The sequence below is a fragment of the Oceanobacillus arenosus genome (assembly GCF_003369575.1).
In the GTDB taxonomy this organism is placed as follows: Bacteria; Bacillota; Bacilli; order Bacillales; family Amphibacillaceae; genus Oceanobacillus; species Oceanobacillus arenosus.
Genome location: NZ_PIOC01000027.1, coordinates 1 through 18765, shown reverse-complemented (window position 1 = coordinate 18765; position 18765 = coordinate 1). Strand labels below are relative to the sequence as shown.

Sequence of the window (18765 nt, the reverse complement as noted above, 5' to 3'; positions counted from 1 at the left end):
TGTAGGGGGAAGCATATGGCTGGATTTTGGGAAAATATTATTGTTGTGACGGCAGCAAGGTACAGTGTTGTAGTCCTCTGTACCCTCGTGTTTTTAGCTATCTTTGAACTCGTTACGTCGTATAAAAACTGGGAAGAAATCAAAAACGGTAATTTTGCAGTTGCAATGGCAACAGGTGGTAAGGTTTTCGGGATTGCGACCATCTTCCGTTATTCAATTGAACATAATGATACAATATTGCAAAGCATTGGCTGGGGCGCGCTAGGTTTCATCTTATTATTATTAGGCTATTTTATCTTTGAATTTCTTACGCCAACCATTAAAGTTGATGAGGAAATTGGCAAGGGAAACAAGGCGGTTGGCTTTATTTCCATGATGATCTCCGTTGGTTTATCGTTTGTCATTGGTGCAAGTATTGGTGGTTAGGAGGAATTCTGAATGGTATTCGAACGACTCGCTAAAATACTAATCATTGTTGCGATTCTCTTTATTGTAGCCGGAATTATTTATTTCATCTAAATGGAAACTTCATGCTGTAAAAGCTTTGCGGCATGAAGTTTTTTCGTTTTATTTGGCTCACTTTTTTTAGATAAACTGTGGACTAAGTAGGAGCAAAGTTGATTTTCGCTCCGGACAGTCGCTTTCCGCGGGCAACGCTTCAGCTCCTTCGGAAGAAGACCACTTCCTATGGATCTTCAGCAGTTGCTTTTCCCGCAGGAGTCTCCTGTCCTCCGCTACAATCAACGGCGCTAGTAAGTGCGTTTGCTACTCCTATATTGAAAGGTTTCGCACATAGCCAGCGAAGTGTATTTCTGGAGCGGCCGGCCCGTGAGTTCTCTTCACTCCAAACTAATCCGCACTTTGCGTCAACTACTCAGCTATAATCCACCACTTAGAGATAGTAACAATACCTTATTAAAAGTTTTCTTTAAATAAGAAAGTCGAACATTCTTATTGAGAAAAGTTTAGTCAAGCTTTTATGTAAACAATTAGCATTTATTTCGTATATATGTCACTAAAAATTATTGCAAAACATTTCTAAAAATAGAAATAAATCGATATAATAGTTATAATGGATTAAATAAGGAGGAGATCAGATGGAGCTGGTTAAGAAATGGCATGAACATTATCCGAGTGAAATTCCTATTACAATAAAATATGCAGAAAAACCATTACATGCTTTTCTTGCAGGAAGTGCTGAACGGCACAAGAAAAAGAAAGCGCTTCATTTTATGGGGAAAGAATTAACTTACGATGAATTGTATAACCAGGCAAAGCAGCTCGCCTTTTATTTGCAATCAATTGGACTGGAAAAAGGGGATCGTGTCGGCATCATGCTACCTAATTGTCCACAGGCAGTAATCAGCTATTTTGGCGTTATGATGGCAGGAGGAATTGTTGTCCAGACGAATCCACTTTACACCGAGCGCGAACTAGAATTTCAATTAAAGGATTCGGGGACAACAATCATTATTTGTTTGGACATATTGGTACCAAGAGTCACGAATGTTAAAGGAAAAACTAATCTCAAGCATGTGATCGTAACCGGTATAAAGGATTACTTGCCATTTCCGAAAAACCTAATCTATCCATTCATCCAAAAACGGGAATATAATATGGTTGTTAAAATAGAGCAGAGCAACGAGACTCATGTATGGCAAGCAATACTCGATAACACTCCAGCAGAATATCTCGAAGTAGAAATTGACGTAAAGGAGGATATCGCGTTAATCCAGTATACTGGTGGGACGACTGGCTTTCCAAAGGGCGTTATGCTGACACATTACAATCTTGTTTCCAATGTACAAATGTGTGAAGCATGGCTTTACAAGACGAAAGAAAAACAACAAATAGTGTTAGGAGTCATCCCATTTTTTCATGTGTATGGCATGACGACGGTAATGAATTTTGCCATCCTGCAAGGGTCAAAAATTATTTTGATGCCGAAATTTAATGCAGAAGATGTTCTAAAGACAATTGCGAAGCAGAAACCAACCTTATTTCCTGGGGCACCAACCATTTATATCGGCTTATTAAATCATCCGGATATTAAAAAATACGATTTATCATCAATCGAGGCATGTATTAGTGGTTCTGCACCATTACCGAGCGAAATTCAAGAACAATTTGAAAGAATAACAGGTGGAAAATTAGTAGAAGGATATGGCTTGACGGAAACATCTCCGGTTACACATGCGAATTTTGTATACACAGACAGGGTAAATGGAAGTATCGGAGTGCCATGGCCTGATACAAATGCGAAGATTTTCAAGATGGATGCTACGGATGAAGAAGCAGCAATTGGTGAAATTGGCGAGATTGCTGTAAAAGGACCACAAATCATGAAGGGCTATTGGGATAATCCAGAAGAAACAGAAAATGTCCTAAAGGATGGCTGGCTGTTCACGGGAGATCTTGGCTATATGAATGAAGATGGGTTTTTCTTTGTGGTCGATCGGAAGAAGGACATGATTATTGCTGGTGGCTATAATATTTATCCGCGAGAGGTCGAGGAAGTATTATACGAGCATGGGGCAATTCAAGAGGCTGTTATTGTTGGAATTCCTGATGCATATCGAGGTGAAACTGTAAAAGCCTTTATTGTATTAAAAGCGGGTTATGATGTCGGCGAAGACGAGCTAAATGCGTATTGCCGGAAGCATCTTGCGGCATATAAAGTCCCTAGAATTTATGCGTTTCGTGATGAATTACCGAAAACAGCAATCGGTAAAATTCTCCGCAGAAAATTAATTGATGCGGAAGAAGAGCTGCACACATCATAGTATGCCTCTCTTTTTTTCATATTGGTTTGGACTAGCTTTGTATTGACATTCGGAGCTAGTATGCTTTATGATTATTTTATGAATGAATAGTCATTCATTCACTGTTGGCAATAGTTAAGGAGAAAATCATGAAATCGACTAAACCGAAATACAATCAAATTATCGAGGCTGCCGTGAAAGTATTTGCAGAGAACGGCTACCATGGTTCACAGGTTTCCAAGATTGCAAAAGCAGCAGGCGTAGCAGATGGAACCATTTACTTATATTTTAAGAACAAAGAAGATATTCTTATCACTGTCTTTAAGGAAAAGATGGGACAGTTTATTGAAGAGATTGCGTTAGCAACGGGTAAGCAAGTAAGCGCGGAAAAGAAGCTGTTCACGTTGATTGACATGCACATAAAGCAGCTATCAAACGACCATGATTTAGCGATAGTCACACAGCTGGAATTAAGGCAATCAAACGTTACATTGCGTCGTCAAATCAATCAAGTCCTCAAACCCTATTTAACGATGATTGACAATATTATTAATGTAGGAATCGAGTCAAAGCAATTTCGTAAAGATATCAATGTCCCACTAATGCGACAAATGATTTTTGGAACATTGGACGAAATTGTGACCAACTGGGTAATGAAGGAACATAAGTATGACCTGGTGAGTCAAGTACCACAGGTTCATGCATTACTAATTCATGGTCTAAGAAGTTAACCATAATCTGTATCAGAAAAGGGAGGAATAACATTGACAGCACTCGTATATGAAGAAAAAGATCAAATCGCCTATTTAACGATTCAAAATCCGCCAGCAAATGTACTGTCTAGCACATTAATTCAAGATTTGAACAAGGCATTTGACAGGATTGAAAACGAGAATAGTGCAAAGGCAGTTGTTATAAAAGGAGAGGGGAGATTTTTCTCTGCTGGTGCAGATATAAAGGAATTTACCTCACTTCAAGCATCAAGTGATTACCAAGCACTTTCAGAAAATGGTCAGCAAATGTTTAATCGAATTGAAAATCTCTCAATTCCAGTAATTGCAGCTATCCATGGTGCAGCCTTTGGCGGTGGATTAGAGCTAGCAATGGCCTGTCACATTCGAATTGTTACGGAAAATGCGAAGCTAGGCTTACCAGAGACTACGCTCGGGATTATTCCAGGATTTGCTGGCACACAGCGTCTGCCACGTTTGGTTGGTACAGCAAAGGCATACGAGCTGATTTTAACGGGTGAGCCAATTAGTGGGAGCGATGCATATCAGATTGGACTTGCAAACCAAGTTGTAGCAGATGAGGAACTATTGGATGCAACCAATCGATTAGCAGCAAAGATTATAACAAAAAGTAAGCCAACGATAAACCATATAATGAATTTAATTTCAATCGCAAAAAATGAATCATTTTCGAAAGGAATGGACGAAGAGGCAATTGCATTTGGCGACGTATTTGGTCGAGATGATGCAAAGGAAGGCATTCAGGCATTCTTAGAAAAGCGTAAACCACATTTCCAAGATAAATAAATGAAAACAGAGGGGGAGATCTAATGAATATTTATGTTTTACTGAAAAAAACATTCGATACTGAGGAGAAAATATCTATAGTAAATGGGCAAATTGACGATGATAGTGCAGAATTTATTATTAATCCATACGATGAATATGCCGTTGAAGAAGCAATCAGGCAGCGGGACGCAAATGGTGGCAAGGTTACGGTTATTACGATTGGCAATGAAGATTCGGAAAAACAATTACGTACAGCCTTAGCGATGGGGGCAGATAAAGCTGTATTAATTAATATCGAGGAAGATTTGGAAGACGGCGATCAATATACGACAGCAAAAATTTTAGAAGCATTTTTTGATGGTAGAGATGTAGATTTAATTTTTGCCGGAAATGTCGCAATTGATGAAGCGAGTGGGCAGGTCGGTCCACGCGTTGCCGATTTACTTGGAATCCCTTATGTAACGACAATTACAAGCATAACGATTGATGGTACAAAAGTAACCATCGAGAAGGATGTCGAAGGTGATGTGGAAGTAATTGAAACGACAATGCCATTACTCGTTACATGTCAGCAAGGATTAAATGATCCAAGGTATCCATCACTTCCAGGTATCATGAAAGCGAAGAAGAAACCGCTGGAAGAGCTCGAGCTAGATGATCTTGACCTTGAAGAAGCGGATGTTGAAGCGAAAACGAAAACCATTGAAATATTCCTACCACCTGCGAAAGCGGCGGGCAGGGTACTTGTAGGTGATGTAACCGATCAAGTAAAGGAATTAGTTGGTTTACTTAAAAACGAAGCGAAAGTCATTTAGTTACTGGCAAAAGGAGAGGAGAGAAGAATATGAGTGAAAAATTATTTGTAGTAGGCGAAGTAAAGGATGGTGCACTTCGAAATGTATCATTTGAGGCAATTGCAGCGGCCAAAATCATGAATGCAGATGCAGAAATCGTTGGTATCGTATGTGGTGACGATGACCTCGAAAGCCAAGCATTAGAACTAATATATTACGGTGCGGACCGTGTGGTTACAGTTAAACACGATAATTTGAAAACGTATACACCAGAAGGGCACGGACAAGCAATACTTGCGGTCATTCACGATGAGTCTCCCAATGGTATAGTGATGGGACATACGTCGATTGGAAAGGATTTATCCCCGAAGCTTGCAAGTAAATTGGATACTGGCTTAATTTCAGATGTGACAAAGATTGATGCGAATGGAGACCAGCCAGTCTTCATTCGACCAATTTATTCTGGAAAAGCATTTGAAAAAAAAATGATTACTGGAGCTTTTCCATTTATTACGATTCGACCAAACAATATTCCAAGTTTAGAACGCGACCCATCTAGGACAGGAGATATTCGTCAGCATGATATCCAGGTAACCGACATTCGAACAATCGTAAAAGATGTCATACGAAAGGCAACGAAGGGGGTCGACCTGTCCGAAGCAAAGGTGGTTGTTGCTGGTGGGCGTGGCGTGAAAAGTGCAGATGGCTTTAAACCGCTATACGAACTGGCGGATGCACTTGGTGGCGCTGTCGGTGCCTCGCGTGGGGCATGTGACGCCGACTACTGTGATTATTCGCTGCAAATTGGGCAAACTGGTAAGGTAGTTACACCCGATTTATATATTGCGGTCGGCATTTCTGGAGCAATCCAACATCTGGCCGGGATGTCAAATTCAAAAGTAATTGTCGCAATCAATAAAGATCCTGAAGCAAATATCTTTAACATTGCCGACTATGGCATCGTTGGCGATTTATTTGAAGTAATTCCCTTATTAATTGAAGAAATAAATAAAGTGAAAGTGTAACTGTAAGCAAACTATTAGGAAGTAAATAATATCGATGGTATACTTTATTTGAGCTTTAAATGTAGCATAAAGGAGGTTATAATAATGGCAATTGAACACGTATCGGATCAGAACTTTGCAGATCAAACATCAAAAGGCTTAGTACTAGCTGATTTCTGGGCACCTTGGTGTGGACCTTGTAAAATGATTGCACCAGTTCTAGAAGAAATCGATGGCGAATTAAACGAAAAAGTTCAAATCGTGAAATTAGATGTAGACGAAAACCAAGAAACTGCAAGTAAATTTGGTGTAATGAGTATTCCAACTTTATTATTGTTTAAAGATGGTAATGTCGTTGACCAAGCAATTGGTTTCCAACCAAAAGAAGCGTTAGTTGATATGATCAACAAACACGCTTAATCTACATTCAACATTATAGTCTCATATTGGTCCCTTGTTATTAATAACAAGGGACTTTCTAATAGGTTAAAGGAATGGAAACGATATGAATCAATTAATCAAAGAGAAATTAGCAATCTTACCAGCAGAACCTGGCTGTTATTTAATGAAGGATAAGCAAGGGACGATTATCTACGTAGGGAAATCAAAGCTTCTAAAAAATCGTGTCAGGTCTTATTTTACAGGGGCACATGATCGCAAAACCCAACGATTAGTCCAGGAAATCGTGGACTTCGAATATTTTGTTACCTCATCAGAAATTGAAGCATTAATTTTAGAAATGAATTTAATCAAAAAATACGATCCGAAATATAATGTGATGTTGAAGGATGATAAGACGTATCCCTATTTAAAAATCACTTCGGAAAGACATCCCCGCTTATTAATTACACGGAAAGTGAAAAAGGATAAGGGGAAATATTTTGGACCGTATCCAAACGTCATTGCCGCAAGAGAAACAAAGAAATTACTCGATCGTATGTATCCGCTTAGGAAATGCAATAATCCACCTGGACGGCCTTGTCTATACTACCACATGCACCAATGCTTAGCATGTAGCGAGAATCCACCATCTGTTAAGGAGTACAATGAGATTGTACAGGAGATATCTTCCTTCTTACATGGGGGATTCAGTGAAATAAAGACGAATTTGAAAGAGAAAATGTTTGAAGCAAGTGAACAGCTAAACTTTGAGCGTGCCAAAGAATTACGTGATCAGATCCAGCATATTGAAGTTGTGATGGAACAACAAAAAATGACCTTAAATGATCGCGTTGATCGCGATATATTTGGATATAGTGTTGAAAAGGGCTGGATGTGTATCCAAGTGTTTTTCGTTAGACAAGGAAAGCTGATAGAACGCGATGTTTCTGTATTTCCATTTTTTGATTCGGCAGAAGAAACATTCCTTAGCTTTATTGGACGCTTTTATCTCCATCAAAATCATTTGAAGCCGAAGCAGATTTTTGTACCAATTGGAACGGATGTGACGATTCTCAGCGAATTATTAGAAATCGATGTTCATACACCGTTTAGAGGACGAAAGAAGGAGCTCGTGGAGTTAGCGATTAAAAATGCAGAAATTGCACTATCAGAGAAATTTGCGTTAATCGAACGTGATGAGGAAAGAACAATTGTGGCTGTTGAGACGCTTGGTGAGAAATTAAATATTGAAACCCCACATCGGATTGAAGCATTCGATAATTCCAATATTCAAGGAACAGATCCAGTATCTGCAATGATTGTCTTTGTTGATGGGAAACCGAGTAAGAAGGATTATCGCAAATATAAAATCAAGGACGTAAAAGGTCCCGATGATTATGAAACAATGCGTGAGGTCATTAGGAGAAGGTATTCAAGGGTTTTACAGGAAGATTTGCCACTACCAGACTTAATTATTGTCGATGGTGCAAAAGGACAAATGAGTGTAGCATTAGACGTTATAGAGAATGAACTGGGGCTCGACATACCTTTAGCTGGATTAGCGAAAAACGATAAGCATAAAACAAGTGAACTGTTGTATGGAAATCCACCGGCCGTCATTCCGTTAGAGCGGCAATCACAGGAGTTCTACCTTGTGCAACGAATCCAAGACGAGGTTCATCGATTTGCAATCACATTCCATCGCCAATTACGCGGAAAGAATTTAGTACAATCGGAACTGGATAAGATCCCTGGTGTTGGTGAAAAGCGGAGAAGGCTGCTATTAACCCATTTCAAATCGATCACGGAAATAAAAAATGCCGATATCGAGGAAATGACGAAGCTAGGAATCCCGATAAATATTGCAACCGACATTCAGAAATATTTAAATAAAGACAGAAGTTCCTTCTAAAGGAGCCTCTGTCTTTATTACTGCGTGTATACAATCCTAAATTCCACTTGATGGATTCTTTTGTTAATTTCCTCTATGCATTCGCATTCGATACCATTTAGGTTCTGGATTGCTTCAGCAAGAAATCCTGCCTCCAACCTGAAATCGGCTGTAAACGAAGCCTGAAATCGGAGTACAATAGCGTCTGCCATGAGATGAAAAAGTAATTCCTTCTTCTTTTCCTTTACTAATTCTAGTTTGCCCCAGCCTAATTTATCATATATCGCAATTAAATCTTCAAGATCATTAATTGTAAATTTCCTCGCAAGATTTCTCCCCATGAAATACAGTAGTGTGTTTGCTTCTGCTCCAAGTAACTCTGGTAAACTTATATAACGAAGTACGTCATATCCAGCACCTTCTGTATGTAATTGATCAAGCTGTGATGTGGAAAATTGTTCCTGCTTTTTTGGCATTGATGTCATCCTTTCGTTCAACCGCTTTGCTAGTTTTATTATCTATATTATTGCTTGATTTATCAAGTGTCGATTCTATCCTATTTTAACAATAATCCTTGCAGTTGAAAAACATCTTTTTCATGAACAATTGAAACGGCAAATGAAATCACTTACATGATAGAAAAAAAGGAATAATACATGTATTCCCCTAATTCTAGATTCGTTTTCTTGACGGTTTTTGTTGTTCGAAGTACAATGAAATTGTTACAAATTGTACTATTTTAAAAATACTGGCATGTTTTAGTTAAGCGCTTTATTTTTTAAAAGATGTACATCATTCGTATAAAACATTCAACAAGGGGGGATAACATGGCAGGGCAGCGTGAGTATTATTACAGAAGACTTCATTCACTACTAGGCGTAGTACCAATTGGTATATTTCTAGTGCAGCATTTAGTGGTGAATCATTTTGCCGTGTATGGGGAAGAAAGTTTCAACACTGCAGCAGGCTTTATGGGAAATCTTCCATTCGTACTATTACTGGAAATTTTCATTATTTATCTGCCGATTCTGTATCATGCAATTTTAGGGGTTTATATTGCATTAACGGCTAACTATTCTGTAAAAAATTATGGTTATTTTCGAAACTGGATGTTTGCGCTACAACGAATAACTGGGATTATCACATTCGTATTTATTGTATGGCATGTATGGGAAACACGTGTACAAGTTGGACTAGGGAATGCGGATGTAGACTATAGCTTAATGGAAGGTATTTTATCTAGTCCGTTTATGTTTTGGTTTTACTTAATCGGCATAGTTTCGACGGTATTCCACTTTGCTAATGGCTTATGGAGTTTCTGCGTGTCTTGGGGTATTACACAGTCAGCGAAATCACAACGAGTATTAACATACATTACGATATTCGTATTTCTCGCGGTAAGTTACCTCGGAGTTCGAACAATCATTCAATTTGCATTCGGTGTTTAATAGAAAGAGAGAAAGGAAGCGTTATATATTATGAGTAATCGTAAAGTGGCGATAGTCGGCGGCGGATTAGCTGGTTTAATGGCAACAATTAAAGCGGCCGAAGCAGGGGTTAGTGTAGATTTATTTTCGATTGTTCCTGTAAAACGCTCTCACTCCGTTTGTGCACAAGGCGGCATTAACGGTGCGGTAAATACAAAAGGTGAAGGGGATTCACCATGGCTTCACTTTGATGATACCGTTTATGGCGGGGACTTCTTAGCTAATCAACCACAGGTAAAGGCAATGTGTGATGCAGCACCTGGAATAATACATATGTTTGACCGGATGGGGGTTATGTTTAATCGTACGCCAGAAGGTTTACTGGATTTCCGACGATTTGGTGGTACACAAATGCATCGTACAGCATATGCAGGGGCGACTACAGGACAACAATTACTATATGCATTAGATGAACAAGTACGTCGATATGAGGTAGAAGGATTAGTTACAAAATTTGAAGGCTATGAATTTGTTGGGGCAGTTATTGATGAAGCGGGGATTGGCCGCGGAATTGTTGCACAAAATATTAAATCTCATGAAATAAAATCATTCCGTGCGGATGCAACGATTTTCGCAACAGGTGGTCCGGGGATTATCTTCGGGAAATCTACCAACTCAATGATCAATACCGGTTCGGCAGCAAGTATTTTATACCAGCAAGGTGTGAAATATGCAAATGGGGAATTTATCCAAATCCATCCTACTGCAATTCCCGGGGATGATAAATTACGCCTAATGAGTGAATCTGCTCGTGGTGAAGGTGGACGGATTTGGACATATAAAGACGGGGAACCTTGGTACTTCCTTGAGGAGAAATATCCGGCATATGGTAACCTCGTGCCACGCGATATTGCAACACGGGAAATTTTCGATGTTTGTGTTAATCAGAAACTCGGAATCAATGGGGAAAACATGGTTTACCTTGATTTATCGCATAAAGATCCTAAGGAATTGGATATTAAGCTTGGTGGAATCATTGAAATCTATGAGAAATTCGTTGGTGAAGATCCACGTAAAGTACCAATGAAAATATTCCCAGCAGTTCATTATTCTATGGGTGGTCTATGGGTTGATGTGAACCAAATGACAAACATTCCAGGTATCTTTGCTGCTGGGGAATGTGATTATTCACAGCATGGTGGAAATCGCTTAGGCGCAAACTCGTTGCTGTCTGCGATTTATGGTGGACTTGTAGCTGGTCCTAAAGCGATTGAGTATATTGATGGCCTTGATCAGCACGCAGAGGATTTATCATCTTCTTTATATGAAGCAAGAGAAAAAGAGGAGCAAGAGAAATTTGCAGCATTGATGAAGATGGATGGTGGTGAAAACGCATACCAAATCCATAAAGAGCTTGGTGAATGGATGACAGATAATGTTACGGTAGTTCGCGATAATGCTAAACTACTAGAAACAGATAAGAAGATTCTTGAGCTGCTTGAACGCTGGGAGAATATTAGTATTAATGATACTTCAAGCTGGAGTAATCAAGGTGTTATGTTTACCCGTCAGTTGAAGAATATGCTTCATCTAGCAAGAGTAATTACGATTGGGGCATATAATCGTAATGAAAGTCGTGGGGCACATTTTAAACCAGAATTCCCTGAGCGAAATGATGAGGAGTGGTTAAAAACGACGATTGCTGCATTTGATCAAGAGACTGCTTCACCAGTATTCTCATATGAGGATGTTGATGTTTCATTAATCAAGCCTCGTAAGCGCGATTATACGACAACACACTAAGGGGGAGTATCGTAAAAATGGCTGAACATAGTACTGTTACATTTATCATAACAAGACAAGATGATCCGAGTTCTGATCCATATGAGGAAACATTTAATATACCGTACCGTCAGAATATGAATGTTATCTCTGGATTAATGGAGATTCAGAAAAATCCTGTCAATGCAAATGGGGAAAAAACAACACCGGTAATGTGGGATATGAACTGTTTAGAGGAGGTTTGTGGGGCATGTTCAATGGTAATTAATGGAACTGCAAGACAATCTTGTGCAGCATTAGTTGATACATTGGAGCAGCCAATTCGATTAGAACCAATGTCTACATTCCCGGTTGTTCGTGATTTAATTGTAGACCGTGAGCGGATGTTTGATGCATTAAAACAAGTAAAGGCTTGGATTCCTATCGATGGTACACATGATCTCGGACCTGGTCCAAGAATGCCAGAGAAGAAACGTCAATGGGCATATGAACTATCGAAATGTATGTCATGTGGGGTATGCTTAGAAGCTTGTCCTAATGTAAATGATAAATCTAATTTCATTGGACCTGCAGCAATTTCCCAAGCACGTCTATTTAATGCACATCCAACAGGTGAAATGAATGCAGGTGATCGTTTAGAAGGATTAATGGAGGATGGCGGAATCAGTGGCTGTGGCAACTCACAAAACTGTGTGCAAGTTTGTCCGAAAGGTATCCCGTTAACGACATCCATTGCAGCAATGAACCGTGCAACAAATATTCAGGCATTTAAGAACTTCTTTGGAAGTGACAATGCACATTAAAGATGATGCAAACATATAGAATAAACAAAACCGACTTCCTGCACGTGAAGTCGGTTTTGTTTATTCTGGAAAGGATTGGAATATGTTCGAAAAGCGACACTAATCACCTCTATGAAAACAGCCAATGCTGGTGAAAGCTTCACTAATCTTAGAGCTTTAATTCTCCCATGCGGAGAAGCTCAACTACGGCTTGAGAGCGCCCCTTGACACCTAACTTTTGCATCGCATTTGAAATGTGGTTCCGGACAGTCTTTTCAGAAATATACAATTCCTGTGCGATATCCTTTGTTGTTTTATCTTGTACTAGCAATTCGAATACTTCTTTTTCTCGTTTTGTTAATAATTGCTTCGGCTTATACTCGTTGTCCTTCAAATGTTAACCCCTCCTTGCTCTTGTAGAGCTGCAGTTTGAAGGGAAATTATTTAGTCAATATAGCTTATGACACGGGGGGGAATAAGTTCGTGTAATAAATGATAAAACAGAGAATTTTTTCTGATCTATAATAGAAGGTAAACTTCAGTTGGGATTAGCTTTACTGAAGCACAATGTCAATTTGTACTGAAGTCTCAAGCCCCTGAAAACAAAAGGAGATATGTTTTAAAATGAAGGAGAGCCCGCAAACCTTAGCAGATGAAAAATAAAATACACTTGCTTTTTGACAGAATATGATAAACTATTATGGAAAGAACTTTGTAGGAGGAAACACTGTTGATAAACGAACCATCCGCAGATGAAATAAATAAAATGGAAAAGCGACTTCGGTATATTTCTGGCGTCATTAAACAAAATGGTCGCAGGATTTTAAATAATTATCCAATCACACCTCCACAATTTGTTGCCTTACAGTGGTTACTTGAGGAAGGCGATTTAACTATTGGTGAATTATCAAATAAAATAAGTCTTGCTTTTAGTACAACGACAGACTTGGTTGATCGAATGGAAAAAACGGAACTAGTGAAGCGAGTACGTGATGAAAAGGACCGACGTGTCGTTCGCATTCACCTGCTGGAAAAAGGGAAAGTCATTATACATGAGGTGATAGCAAAGCGTCAGGTATATTTAGGAGAGGTACTTGCGGCATTCTCAGATTCAGATGTAACGAAATTAAATCAATTATTGGATCTTTTACATGAACAAATGAAAAGGGTAAATGAAAAATAACAGCATAGATGAGGCGATCGTTTGAATCAAGCAATTGGAGTTATCGATTCAGGGGTTGGTGGATTAACTGTAGCACATGAGTTGATGCGCCAATTACCGAAAGAGAAATTAATTTATTTAGGTGATACAGCAAGATGTCCATATGGACCTAGATCAAAAGAAGAAGTACAGCAATTTACTTGGGAAATGGTTGCGTTTTTATTAAAAAAAGACATTAAAATGCTAGTCATTGCTTGTAATACGGCAACAGCTTTCACATTAAATGATTTGCAGGAAAAGTTAGACATTCCTGTAATTGGCGTAATTCAGCCTGGAGCAAGAGCAGCGATAAAGGTTACCAACAATACGCATATCGGTGTTATTGGTACAGAGGGAACGATTAAGAGCGAGGCATATAAAGAAGCATTAAAAAAAATAAATGAGGAAATACGTGTATATCCGCTTGCATGCCCATTATTAGTACCGATGGTGGAAAAGGGTATTATCGCCGGTGCAGAAGCACAAGCAGTTGTTGCTGCATCATTAGCACCACTAGAAGAATTTAAGCAGATGGATACATTGATATTAGGCTGCACCCATTACCCATTACTGAAGGATACGATACAGCATGCCATCGGGGAACAGGTAACCATTATTTCTTCCAGTGAAGAGACGGCAAGGGAAACGAGTACAATCTTGGATGTTCATCATTTATTAAACAATGAGGACCAGCTTCCCATCCATCAATTTTATACAACTGGTGAACTAGTCATGTTTAATAAAATTGCAAAAAGTATTTTTAAGGATCATAAATCAGAGATGTTAAAAATAGAAAAGGCAACACTACCAATGAATCAAGGAGCATGATTTCCATGTTCCTTGTTTTTTTTAATTGCTTAGGAAACTATTAAATTTGATGCAGTGGATAACTTAATTATCGAGAACAGCCACGTCCAGCTCCAGCGCTAAAGCTGTAGCGAGACTTCGCTCACCTCCGTAGTCTAAGTCAACCGCTTACGCTCCCAAAGAGTTTCCTTTATCTCAAAAGGCAAGGAGAAATTCGACTAAGTTCGCCACGTCCTGTGGCAACGTCGAACCACCTCACGTCCGTACACAGCTCAAACTAGCTTTAAGCTTTTGTTCATAAAATTAAAAAGAAGTTCCGCCTTTTACTTTGGTGGTCTATTTTGAAATAAAAGCTCGTATACATAGTAGTACAAACCATCGTAGGAGGTATGAACATGCAAAAGAAAGGGTTACTTTTGACAGGCGCAATTACACTTTCAGTTCTGTTGACTGGGTGTTTTCAAGGGGAACAATCTTTAGAAGACTTAGACCCTCCGCAAGATGCTAAGAATGTGAATAATTTAGAAGAACCGACTGCCGGCGAGGATTCGGTAGCACCAAACGAAGTCGAAGATGCGGTAGTGGTGGCAGACACTGTGCCAAGACAATTATTTTTAATCGATGCGAATGGGATGGTTGCGTCACAAACACTGGAATTGCCAAAGCTTGAATCAAAAGAAGTGGCAACACAAGTATTGGAATATTTAGTTAAAGGTGGGCCAATCACTGAAATGCTTCCGAATGGATTCCAAGCAGTGCTACCAGAAGGAACAGAGGTCATGGGCGTTAATCTTAAAGAAGACGGAACAATGATTGTTGATTTTTCGGAAGAGTTCAAGGACTACGAAGCAACGGATGAACTACAAATCTTAGAATCGGTTACCCATACATTAACCCAATTCGAAAATGTAGATAAAGTGCAGCTCTGGATTAATGGTCATCCACAAACAGAAATGCCGGTGAATGGTACGCCAATTGGTGATGGCTATTCACGTGCAAATGGAATAAACATTACGGATACGGACACGGTTGATTTAGTAAATAGCCAGGCTGTTACGATGTATTATCCTGCAGAGCATGGCGAAAACCGTTATTATGTTCCGGTTACTCAATATGTTGAAAAAGGTGATGGGGATTTCTATCAATCTATCATTGAATCATTATTAAATGGACCTGGTTTCCAAGCGAATGTTGTCCATGTGTTTAATTCGAAAACGGATTTGGCAAGCAAGCCTGTATTGAGCGATGGAGTGCTTGAATTAGTGTTTAATGATGAAATTTTAAAGGATAGTGAACAAGGAATTATCGCTGATGAAGTAATGGAAACACTAGTGCGCACGTTAACCGAACAACAGTCAATCGATGCAGTCGATATAAAGGTTGAAAATAAGGAGCAGCTCGTCAATGAAAATGGCGAATCCTACGATGAACCAGTAACGAAGCAAACTTTTACACCAACAGAACAATTATAATCTAAGAGGCTAATATACTAGCCTCTTTTTTAATCGTCTAGGAAATTATAAAATTTAAATGCAGTGGATAACTTAATTACTGAGAATAGCCACGTCCAGCTCCAGCGCCCGTGCTCTTAGCGAGACTTCCCTCACCTCCGTGAGGCGCAGTCCGTACACAGCTCAAACTTGCTTTAAGCTTTTGTTCTTTCCATTTTTTATATTATAAATTTTACCTTGCAATACTCGTAGACAATATTAGAAGGAGCTTCATCTAATAATAAAAGATTTCCCGCTCTCAAGCGTAGTGTATCTCCAGAGTAAGGGCAAGCTGGAAAATTATCAAACAAACCAGAATAACCTTACATCCAAGGATTTCAATTTGAATGGATGTATGTTCATTTTTTTTTTGCAGAAAATATGATAAGCTAGTGATAAAATATTAGAAAACTAATGTAAAACCTAAGCTTTTCGGTGACAGCCCTAGTTGCATTTATGTAGTAAGAAATATGTTATACTTTCTTAACTACCAAGGAGGAATTTTGAATGCGTAATGATCAACGTGAAGTAAACGAACTTAGACCAATAACAATAACCCCGAACTACATAACCCATCCTGAAGGCTCTGTTTTAATAACAGTCGGCAATACAAAAGTAATATGTAATGCAAGTATTGAAGATAGAGTTCCTCCATTTATGCGTGGACAAGGAAAGGGTTGGATTACTGCGGAATATGCGATGCTGCCACGGGCAACCGCAGACAGGAATATCCGTGAATCATCGAAAGGGAAAGTAAGCGGCAGAACGATGGAAATCCAAAGATTAATTGGCAGAGCACTACGATCTGTAGTCGATTTAAGTAAAATTGGCGAACGAACTGTCTGGGTTGATTGCGATGTCATCCAAGCAGATGGTGGGACAAGAACGGCCTCAATAACAGGTGCATTTGTCGCTGTTGTCCTTGCTTTTGGAAAGTTATTAGAAAATAAAAAAATAGGCAAAATGCCTGTAACCGACTTCCTATGTGCAACATCTGTAGGGATTTTACCAGATAAAACAGCAATTTTAGACTTGAATTATGAAGAAGATTTTGCAGCAAATGTCGATATGAATATTGTGATGACAGGGTCAGGAGAATTCGTGGAAATTCAAGGTACGGGTGAGGAAGCGACTTTCTCCATCAGTGAGTTGCAAATCATGCTCAAATTAGCAAGTGAAGGTTTGGAACAAATTATTGGCATACAAAAAGAAGTGCTTGGTGAACTTAAAGAGCGTATTGGCGAAACAAAAGCAAATTAAGGGGACGCGAGTATGAAAAAAATAGTGATTGCGACGAAGAATAAAGGGAAAATAGCTGAATTCAAGCAATTTTTTTCAAAGAATAATGTAGAAGTTGTCTCATTACTAGATCTTGAAGATGCACCAGATATCGAAGAGACAGGCAAAACCTTTGAAGAAAATGCAGCATTAAAAGCAGAAGAAATTTCGCGTCGGTTTAATATTGCGGTGCTATCGGATGATTCTGGTCTGATTATCGATGCCCTTGATGGTCGCCCTGGCATTTTCTCTGCCAGATATGCTGGCGAACCAACGGATGATAAGGCAAATATTCGAAAAGTGCTGGGCGAATTGTCAGAGGTACCGGAAGCAGAGCGTACGGCTCGATTTATTTGTGTTCTGGCAATTGCAGTTCCGGATAAAGAAACCGTATTTTATCAAGGATATTGTAAAGGAACAATTGGGCATACTGAAATAGGAGAAAATGGATTTGGCTATGATCCAATTTTCATTCCTGATGGGTATACTCAGACAATGGCAGAACTCCCACCCGAGGAGAAAAATAAAATTAGCCACCGAAAAAATGCGATTAGCCAGTTGGAAAAAGGGTTATATAGTAAATGAAGTTTTGTTAAAGGTGGGTAAGAGATGACGAAAGTATTAATCATGAGCGATAGCCATGGATTAAGAGAAGAAATAACGATGATAAAAACACGGCATCAAGTTGATTATCTTATTCATTGTGGGGATTCAGAGTTAGAGCCAGATGCGGTCGAGCTAGAAGGCTTCTATACTGTCGCGGGTAATTGTGACTTCGATCAACGCTATGCAAATGAACAAATCATCAAGATTGATCCATTCACTTTTTATGTGACACACGGACATTTGCTTGGAGTGAAAACAGACTTAACAAAATTATCGATGCGCGCAAAGGAAGCTGGAGCAGATGTTATTTGTTTTGGACATACCCATCTAGCTGGTACACTGCAGAAGGAACAGCAAATATATATTAATCCCGGTAGTATCCGCTTGCCAAGACGACGTGAAGAAAAAACGTATGTTGTGATGGAGTGGGAAAAGACAGATGATATAAAAATCCATTTTTATGCATTAGATGGTAGTGAGGTTCCTGATTTATGTAAACAAGTAACCCTGTAATTTACGAAACGAAAAGTAATCCAGTTCAAAAATTAAGAGCTGTGGCCCCGTGATTGAAGATAGGGATATGTTGATATAATACAACGAAATCAGCCTTTGTTATTGGACTGGAATTACGTATCAATCATATTATTTCAATGCTCTCGTATTCTAGTTTTTAATTTTTTTAGAAAAAGTTTTTAAAAATGGTTGACAAAAAATACCCTATTGCCTATAATGAAACTTGTCCGTTAAAAAAGAACATTTTTAAACGAATTACATATTGTAAATCTAAGAGTTAGAAAGAGCAACAGATGCGGGTGTAGTTTAGTGGTAAAACCTCAGCCTTCCAAGCTGATGATGAGGGTTCGATTCCCTTCACCCGCTCCAATATACGTCCCAGTAGCTCAGCAGGATAGAGCAACAGCCTTCTAAGCTGTGGGTCGCAGGTTCGAATCCTGCCTGGGACGTCGTCAAGTTAGAACTGGTAAGAAAGAGTGAAACGGGAAACACTGTTAAACGTTGATTTTAAAGCGTTTGGCAGTGTT

19 protein-coding genes and 2 tRNA genes are annotated in these 18765 nt (G+C 39.1%); 19 read left to right on the top strand and 2 right to left on the bottom strand.

All coding sequences use genetic code 11. From position 1 onward, the window contains the following. The first annotated feature begins 15 nt into the window (after nt 1–15). The 8 genes from CWR48_RS16730 to uvrC all read left to right on the top strand — a co-directional run bounded on the left by CWR48_RS16730 (nt 16) and on the right by uvrC (nt 8373). Nucleotides 16–426, top strand: a complete 411-nt coding sequence (locus CWR48_RS16730; protein ID WP_115774472.1) for a DUF350 domain-containing protein — start codon at nt 16–18, stop codon at nt 424–426. Nucleotides 427–1097: 671 nt separating this feature from the next. Next, nucleotides 1098–2783: an AMP-binding protein gene (locus tag CWR48_RS16725; protein WP_115774471.1), complete on the top strand. Its 1686-nt coding sequence runs from the start codon at nt 1098–1100 to the stop codon at nt 2781–2783. Between the two features lie 128 nt (nt 2784–2911). Continuing rightward, nucleotides 2912–3493, top strand: a complete 582-nt coding sequence (locus tag CWR48_RS16720; RefSeq protein WP_115774470.1) for a fatty acid metabolism transcriptional regulator FadR — start codon at nt 2912–2914, stop codon at nt 3491–3493. Nucleotides 3494–3526: 33 nt separating this feature from the next. Continuing rightward, complete coding sequence (locus CWR48_RS16715; protein ID WP_115774469.1) at nt 3527–4300, top strand: enoyl-CoA hydratase; 774 nt, start codon at nt 3527–3529, stop codon at nt 4298–4300. A 23-nt stretch (nt 4301–4323) separates the two neighbouring features. After that, nucleotides 4324–5097, top strand: coding sequence for an electron transfer flavoprotein subunit beta/FixA family protein (locus tag CWR48_RS16710; RefSeq protein ID WP_115774468.1), 774 nt, complete (start codon nt 4324–4326; stop codon nt 5095–5097). A 29-nt stretch (nt 5098–5126) separates the two neighbouring features. Then, nucleotides 5127–6101 carry an electron transfer flavoprotein subunit alpha/FixB family protein gene (locus CWR48_RS16705; RefSeq protein ID WP_115774467.1) on the top strand — a complete coding sequence of 325 codons (975 nt, stop codon included), beginning with the start codon at nt 5127–5129 and terminating at the stop codon, nt 6099–6101. Between the two features lie 84 nt (nt 6102–6185). Beyond that, complete coding sequence (trxA, locus tag CWR48_RS16700; RefSeq protein ID WP_115774466.1) at nt 6186–6500, top strand: thioredoxin; 315 nt, start codon at nt 6186–6188, stop codon at nt 6498–6500. A gap of 85 nt (nt 6501–6585) precedes the next feature. Further along, the gene (gene uvrC, locus CWR48_RS16695; protein WP_115774465.1) at nt 6586–8373 is read left to right on the top strand and encodes an excinuclease ABC subunit UvrC; all 1788 of its coding nucleotides are present in this window, start codon (nt 6586–6588) and stop codon (nt 8371–8373) included. Nucleotides 8374–8390: 17 nt separating this feature from the next. Here uvrC and CWR48_RS16690 read toward each other — a convergent pair whose 3' ends face one another. Further along, nucleotides 8391–8828, bottom strand: coding sequence for a DUF2507 domain-containing protein (locus tag CWR48_RS16690; protein WP_115774464.1), 438 nt, complete (start codon nt 8826–8828; stop codon nt 8391–8393). A gap of 351 nt (nt 8829–9179) precedes the next feature. On the opposite strand from CWR48_RS16690, the gene CWR48_RS16685 reads away from it, so the two are divergent. Genes CWR48_RS16685 through sdhB form a run of 3 tightly spaced genes read left to right on the top strand, consistent with a single transcriptional unit; the run spans nt 9180 to nt 12364 of the window. Continuing rightward, nucleotides 9180–9800, top strand: a complete 621-nt coding sequence (locus CWR48_RS16685; protein ID WP_115774463.1) for a succinate dehydrogenase cytochrome b558 subunit — start codon at nt 9180–9182, stop codon at nt 9798–9800. Nucleotides 9801–9830: 30 nt separating this feature from the next. Then, nucleotides 9831–11582: a succinate dehydrogenase flavoprotein subunit gene (gene sdhA, locus CWR48_RS16680; RefSeq protein ID WP_115774462.1), complete on the top strand. Its 1752-nt coding sequence runs from the start codon at nt 9831–9833 to the stop codon at nt 11580–11582. A 17-nt stretch (nt 11583–11599) separates the two neighbouring features. Beyond that, the gene (gene sdhB / locus CWR48_RS16675; RefSeq protein ID WP_115774461.1) at nt 11600–12364 is read left to right on the top strand and encodes a succinate dehydrogenase iron-sulfur subunit; all 765 of its coding nucleotides are present in this window, start codon (nt 11600–11602) and stop codon (nt 12362–12364) included. A gap of 148 nt (nt 12365–12512) precedes the next feature. Here the strand turns inward: sdhB and CWR48_RS16670 are convergent, their stop codons facing one another. Further along, nucleotides 12513–12737: a helix-turn-helix domain-containing protein gene (locus CWR48_RS16670; protein ID WP_115774460.1), complete on the bottom strand. Its 225-nt coding sequence runs from the start codon at nt 12735–12737 to the stop codon at nt 12513–12515. A 372-nt stretch (nt 12738–13109) separates the two neighbouring features. On the opposite strand from CWR48_RS16670, the gene CWR48_RS16665 reads away from it, so the two are divergent. From CWR48_RS16665 to CWR48_RS16630, 8 genes are all read left to right on the top strand, one after another. After that, entirely contained in the window at nt 13110–13526 is a 417-nt protein-coding gene (locus CWR48_RS16665; protein WP_211316771.1) for a MarR family winged helix-turn-helix transcriptional regulator, read from the top strand. A 21-nt stretch (nt 13527–13547) separates the two neighbouring features. After that, the gene (gene racE, locus CWR48_RS16660) at nt 13548–14372 is read left to right on the top strand and encodes a glutamate racemase (RefSeq protein ID WP_115774458.1); all 825 of its coding nucleotides are present in this window, start codon (nt 13548–13550) and stop codon (nt 14370–14372) included. Between the two features lie 374 nt (nt 14373–14746). After that, entirely contained in the window at nt 14747–15823 is a 1077-nt protein-coding gene (locus CWR48_RS16655) for a GerMN domain-containing protein (protein WP_115774457.1), read from the top strand. 525 nt (nt 15824–16348) lie between these two features. Then, complete coding sequence (gene rph / locus CWR48_RS16650) at nt 16349–17101, top strand: ribonuclease PH (RefSeq protein ID WP_115774456.1); 753 nt, start codon at nt 16349–16351, stop codon at nt 17099–17101. Nucleotides 17102–17113: 12 nt separating this feature from the next. Then, nucleotides 17114–17704, top strand: a complete 591-nt coding sequence (locus tag CWR48_RS16645) for an XTP/dITP diphosphatase (protein ID WP_115774455.1) — start codon at nt 17114–17116, stop codon at nt 17702–17704. Between the two features lie 24 nt (nt 17705–17728). Beyond that, on the top strand, nt 17729–18238 hold the full coding sequence (locus tag CWR48_RS16640; RefSeq protein ID WP_115774454.1) for a YfcE family phosphodiesterase: 510 nt from the start codon (nt 17729–17731) through the stop codon (nt 18236–18238). Nucleotides 18239–18533: 295 nt separating this feature from the next. Further along, nucleotides 18534–18607, top strand: a tRNA-Gly gene (locus tag CWR48_RS16635). A gap of 6 nt (nt 18608–18613) precedes the next feature. Further along, nucleotides 18614–18687 (top strand) — tRNA-Arg (locus tag CWR48_RS16630). Nucleotides 18688–18765: the final 78 nt, after the last annotated feature.

Bases quoted from the DNA above. Each gene is read 5' to 3' on its own strand.
- CWR48_RS16730 (WP_115774472.1), top strand. From the start codon at position 16: ATGGCTGGATTTTGGGAAAATATTATTGTTGTGACGGCAGCAAGGTAC.
- CWR48_RS16725 (WP_115774471.1), top strand. From the start codon at position 1,098: ATGGAGCTGGTTAAGAAATGGCATGAACATTATCCGAGTGAAATTCCT.
- CWR48_RS16720 (WP_115774470.1), top strand. From the start codon at position 2,912: ATGAAATCGACTAAACCGAAATACAATCAAATTATCGAGGCTGCCGTG.
- CWR48_RS16710 (WP_115774468.1), top strand. From the start codon at position 4,324: ATGAATATTTATGTTTTACTGAAAAAAACATTCGATACTGAGGAGAAA.
- CWR48_RS16705 (WP_115774467.1), top strand. From the start codon at position 5,127: ATGAGTGAAAAATTATTTGTAGTAGGCGAAGTAAAGGATGGTGCACTT.
- trxA (WP_115774466.1), top strand. From the start codon at position 6,186: ATGGCAATTGAACACGTATCGGATCAGAACTTTGCAGATCAAACATCA.
- uvrC (WP_115774465.1), top strand. From the start codon at position 6,586: ATGAATCAATTAATCAAAGAGAAATTAGCAATCTTACCAGCAGAACCT.
- CWR48_RS16690 (WP_115774464.1), bottom strand. From the start codon at position 8,828: ATGCCAAAAAAGCAGGAACAATTTTCCACATCACAGCTTGATCAATTA.
- CWR48_RS16685 (WP_115774463.1), top strand. From the start codon at position 9,180: ATGGCAGGGCAGCGTGAGTATTATTACAGAAGACTTCATTCACTACTA.
- sdhA (WP_115774462.1), top strand. From the start codon at position 9,831: ATGAGTAATCGTAAAGTGGCGATAGTCGGCGGCGGATTAGCTGGTTTA.
- sdhB (WP_115774461.1), top strand. From the start codon at position 11,600: ATGGCTGAACATAGTACTGTTACATTTATCATAACAAGACAAGATGAT.
- CWR48_RS16665 (WP_211316771.1), top strand. From the start codon at position 13,110: ATGGAAAAGCGACTTCGGTATATTTCTGGCGTCATTAAACAAAATGGT.
- CWR48_RS16655 (WP_115774457.1), top strand. From the start codon at position 14,747: ATGCAAAAGAAAGGGTTACTTTTGACAGGCGCAATTACACTTTCAGTT.
- rph (WP_115774456.1), top strand. From the start codon at position 16,349: ATGCGTAATGATCAACGTGAAGTAAACGAACTTAGACCAATAACAATA.
- CWR48_RS16645 (WP_115774455.1), top strand. From the start codon at position 17,114: ATGAAAAAAATAGTGATTGCGACGAAGAATAAAGGGAAAATAGCTGAA.
- CWR48_RS16640 (WP_115774454.1), top strand. From the start codon at position 17,729: ATGACGAAAGTATTAATCATGAGCGATAGCCATGGATTAAGAGAAGAA.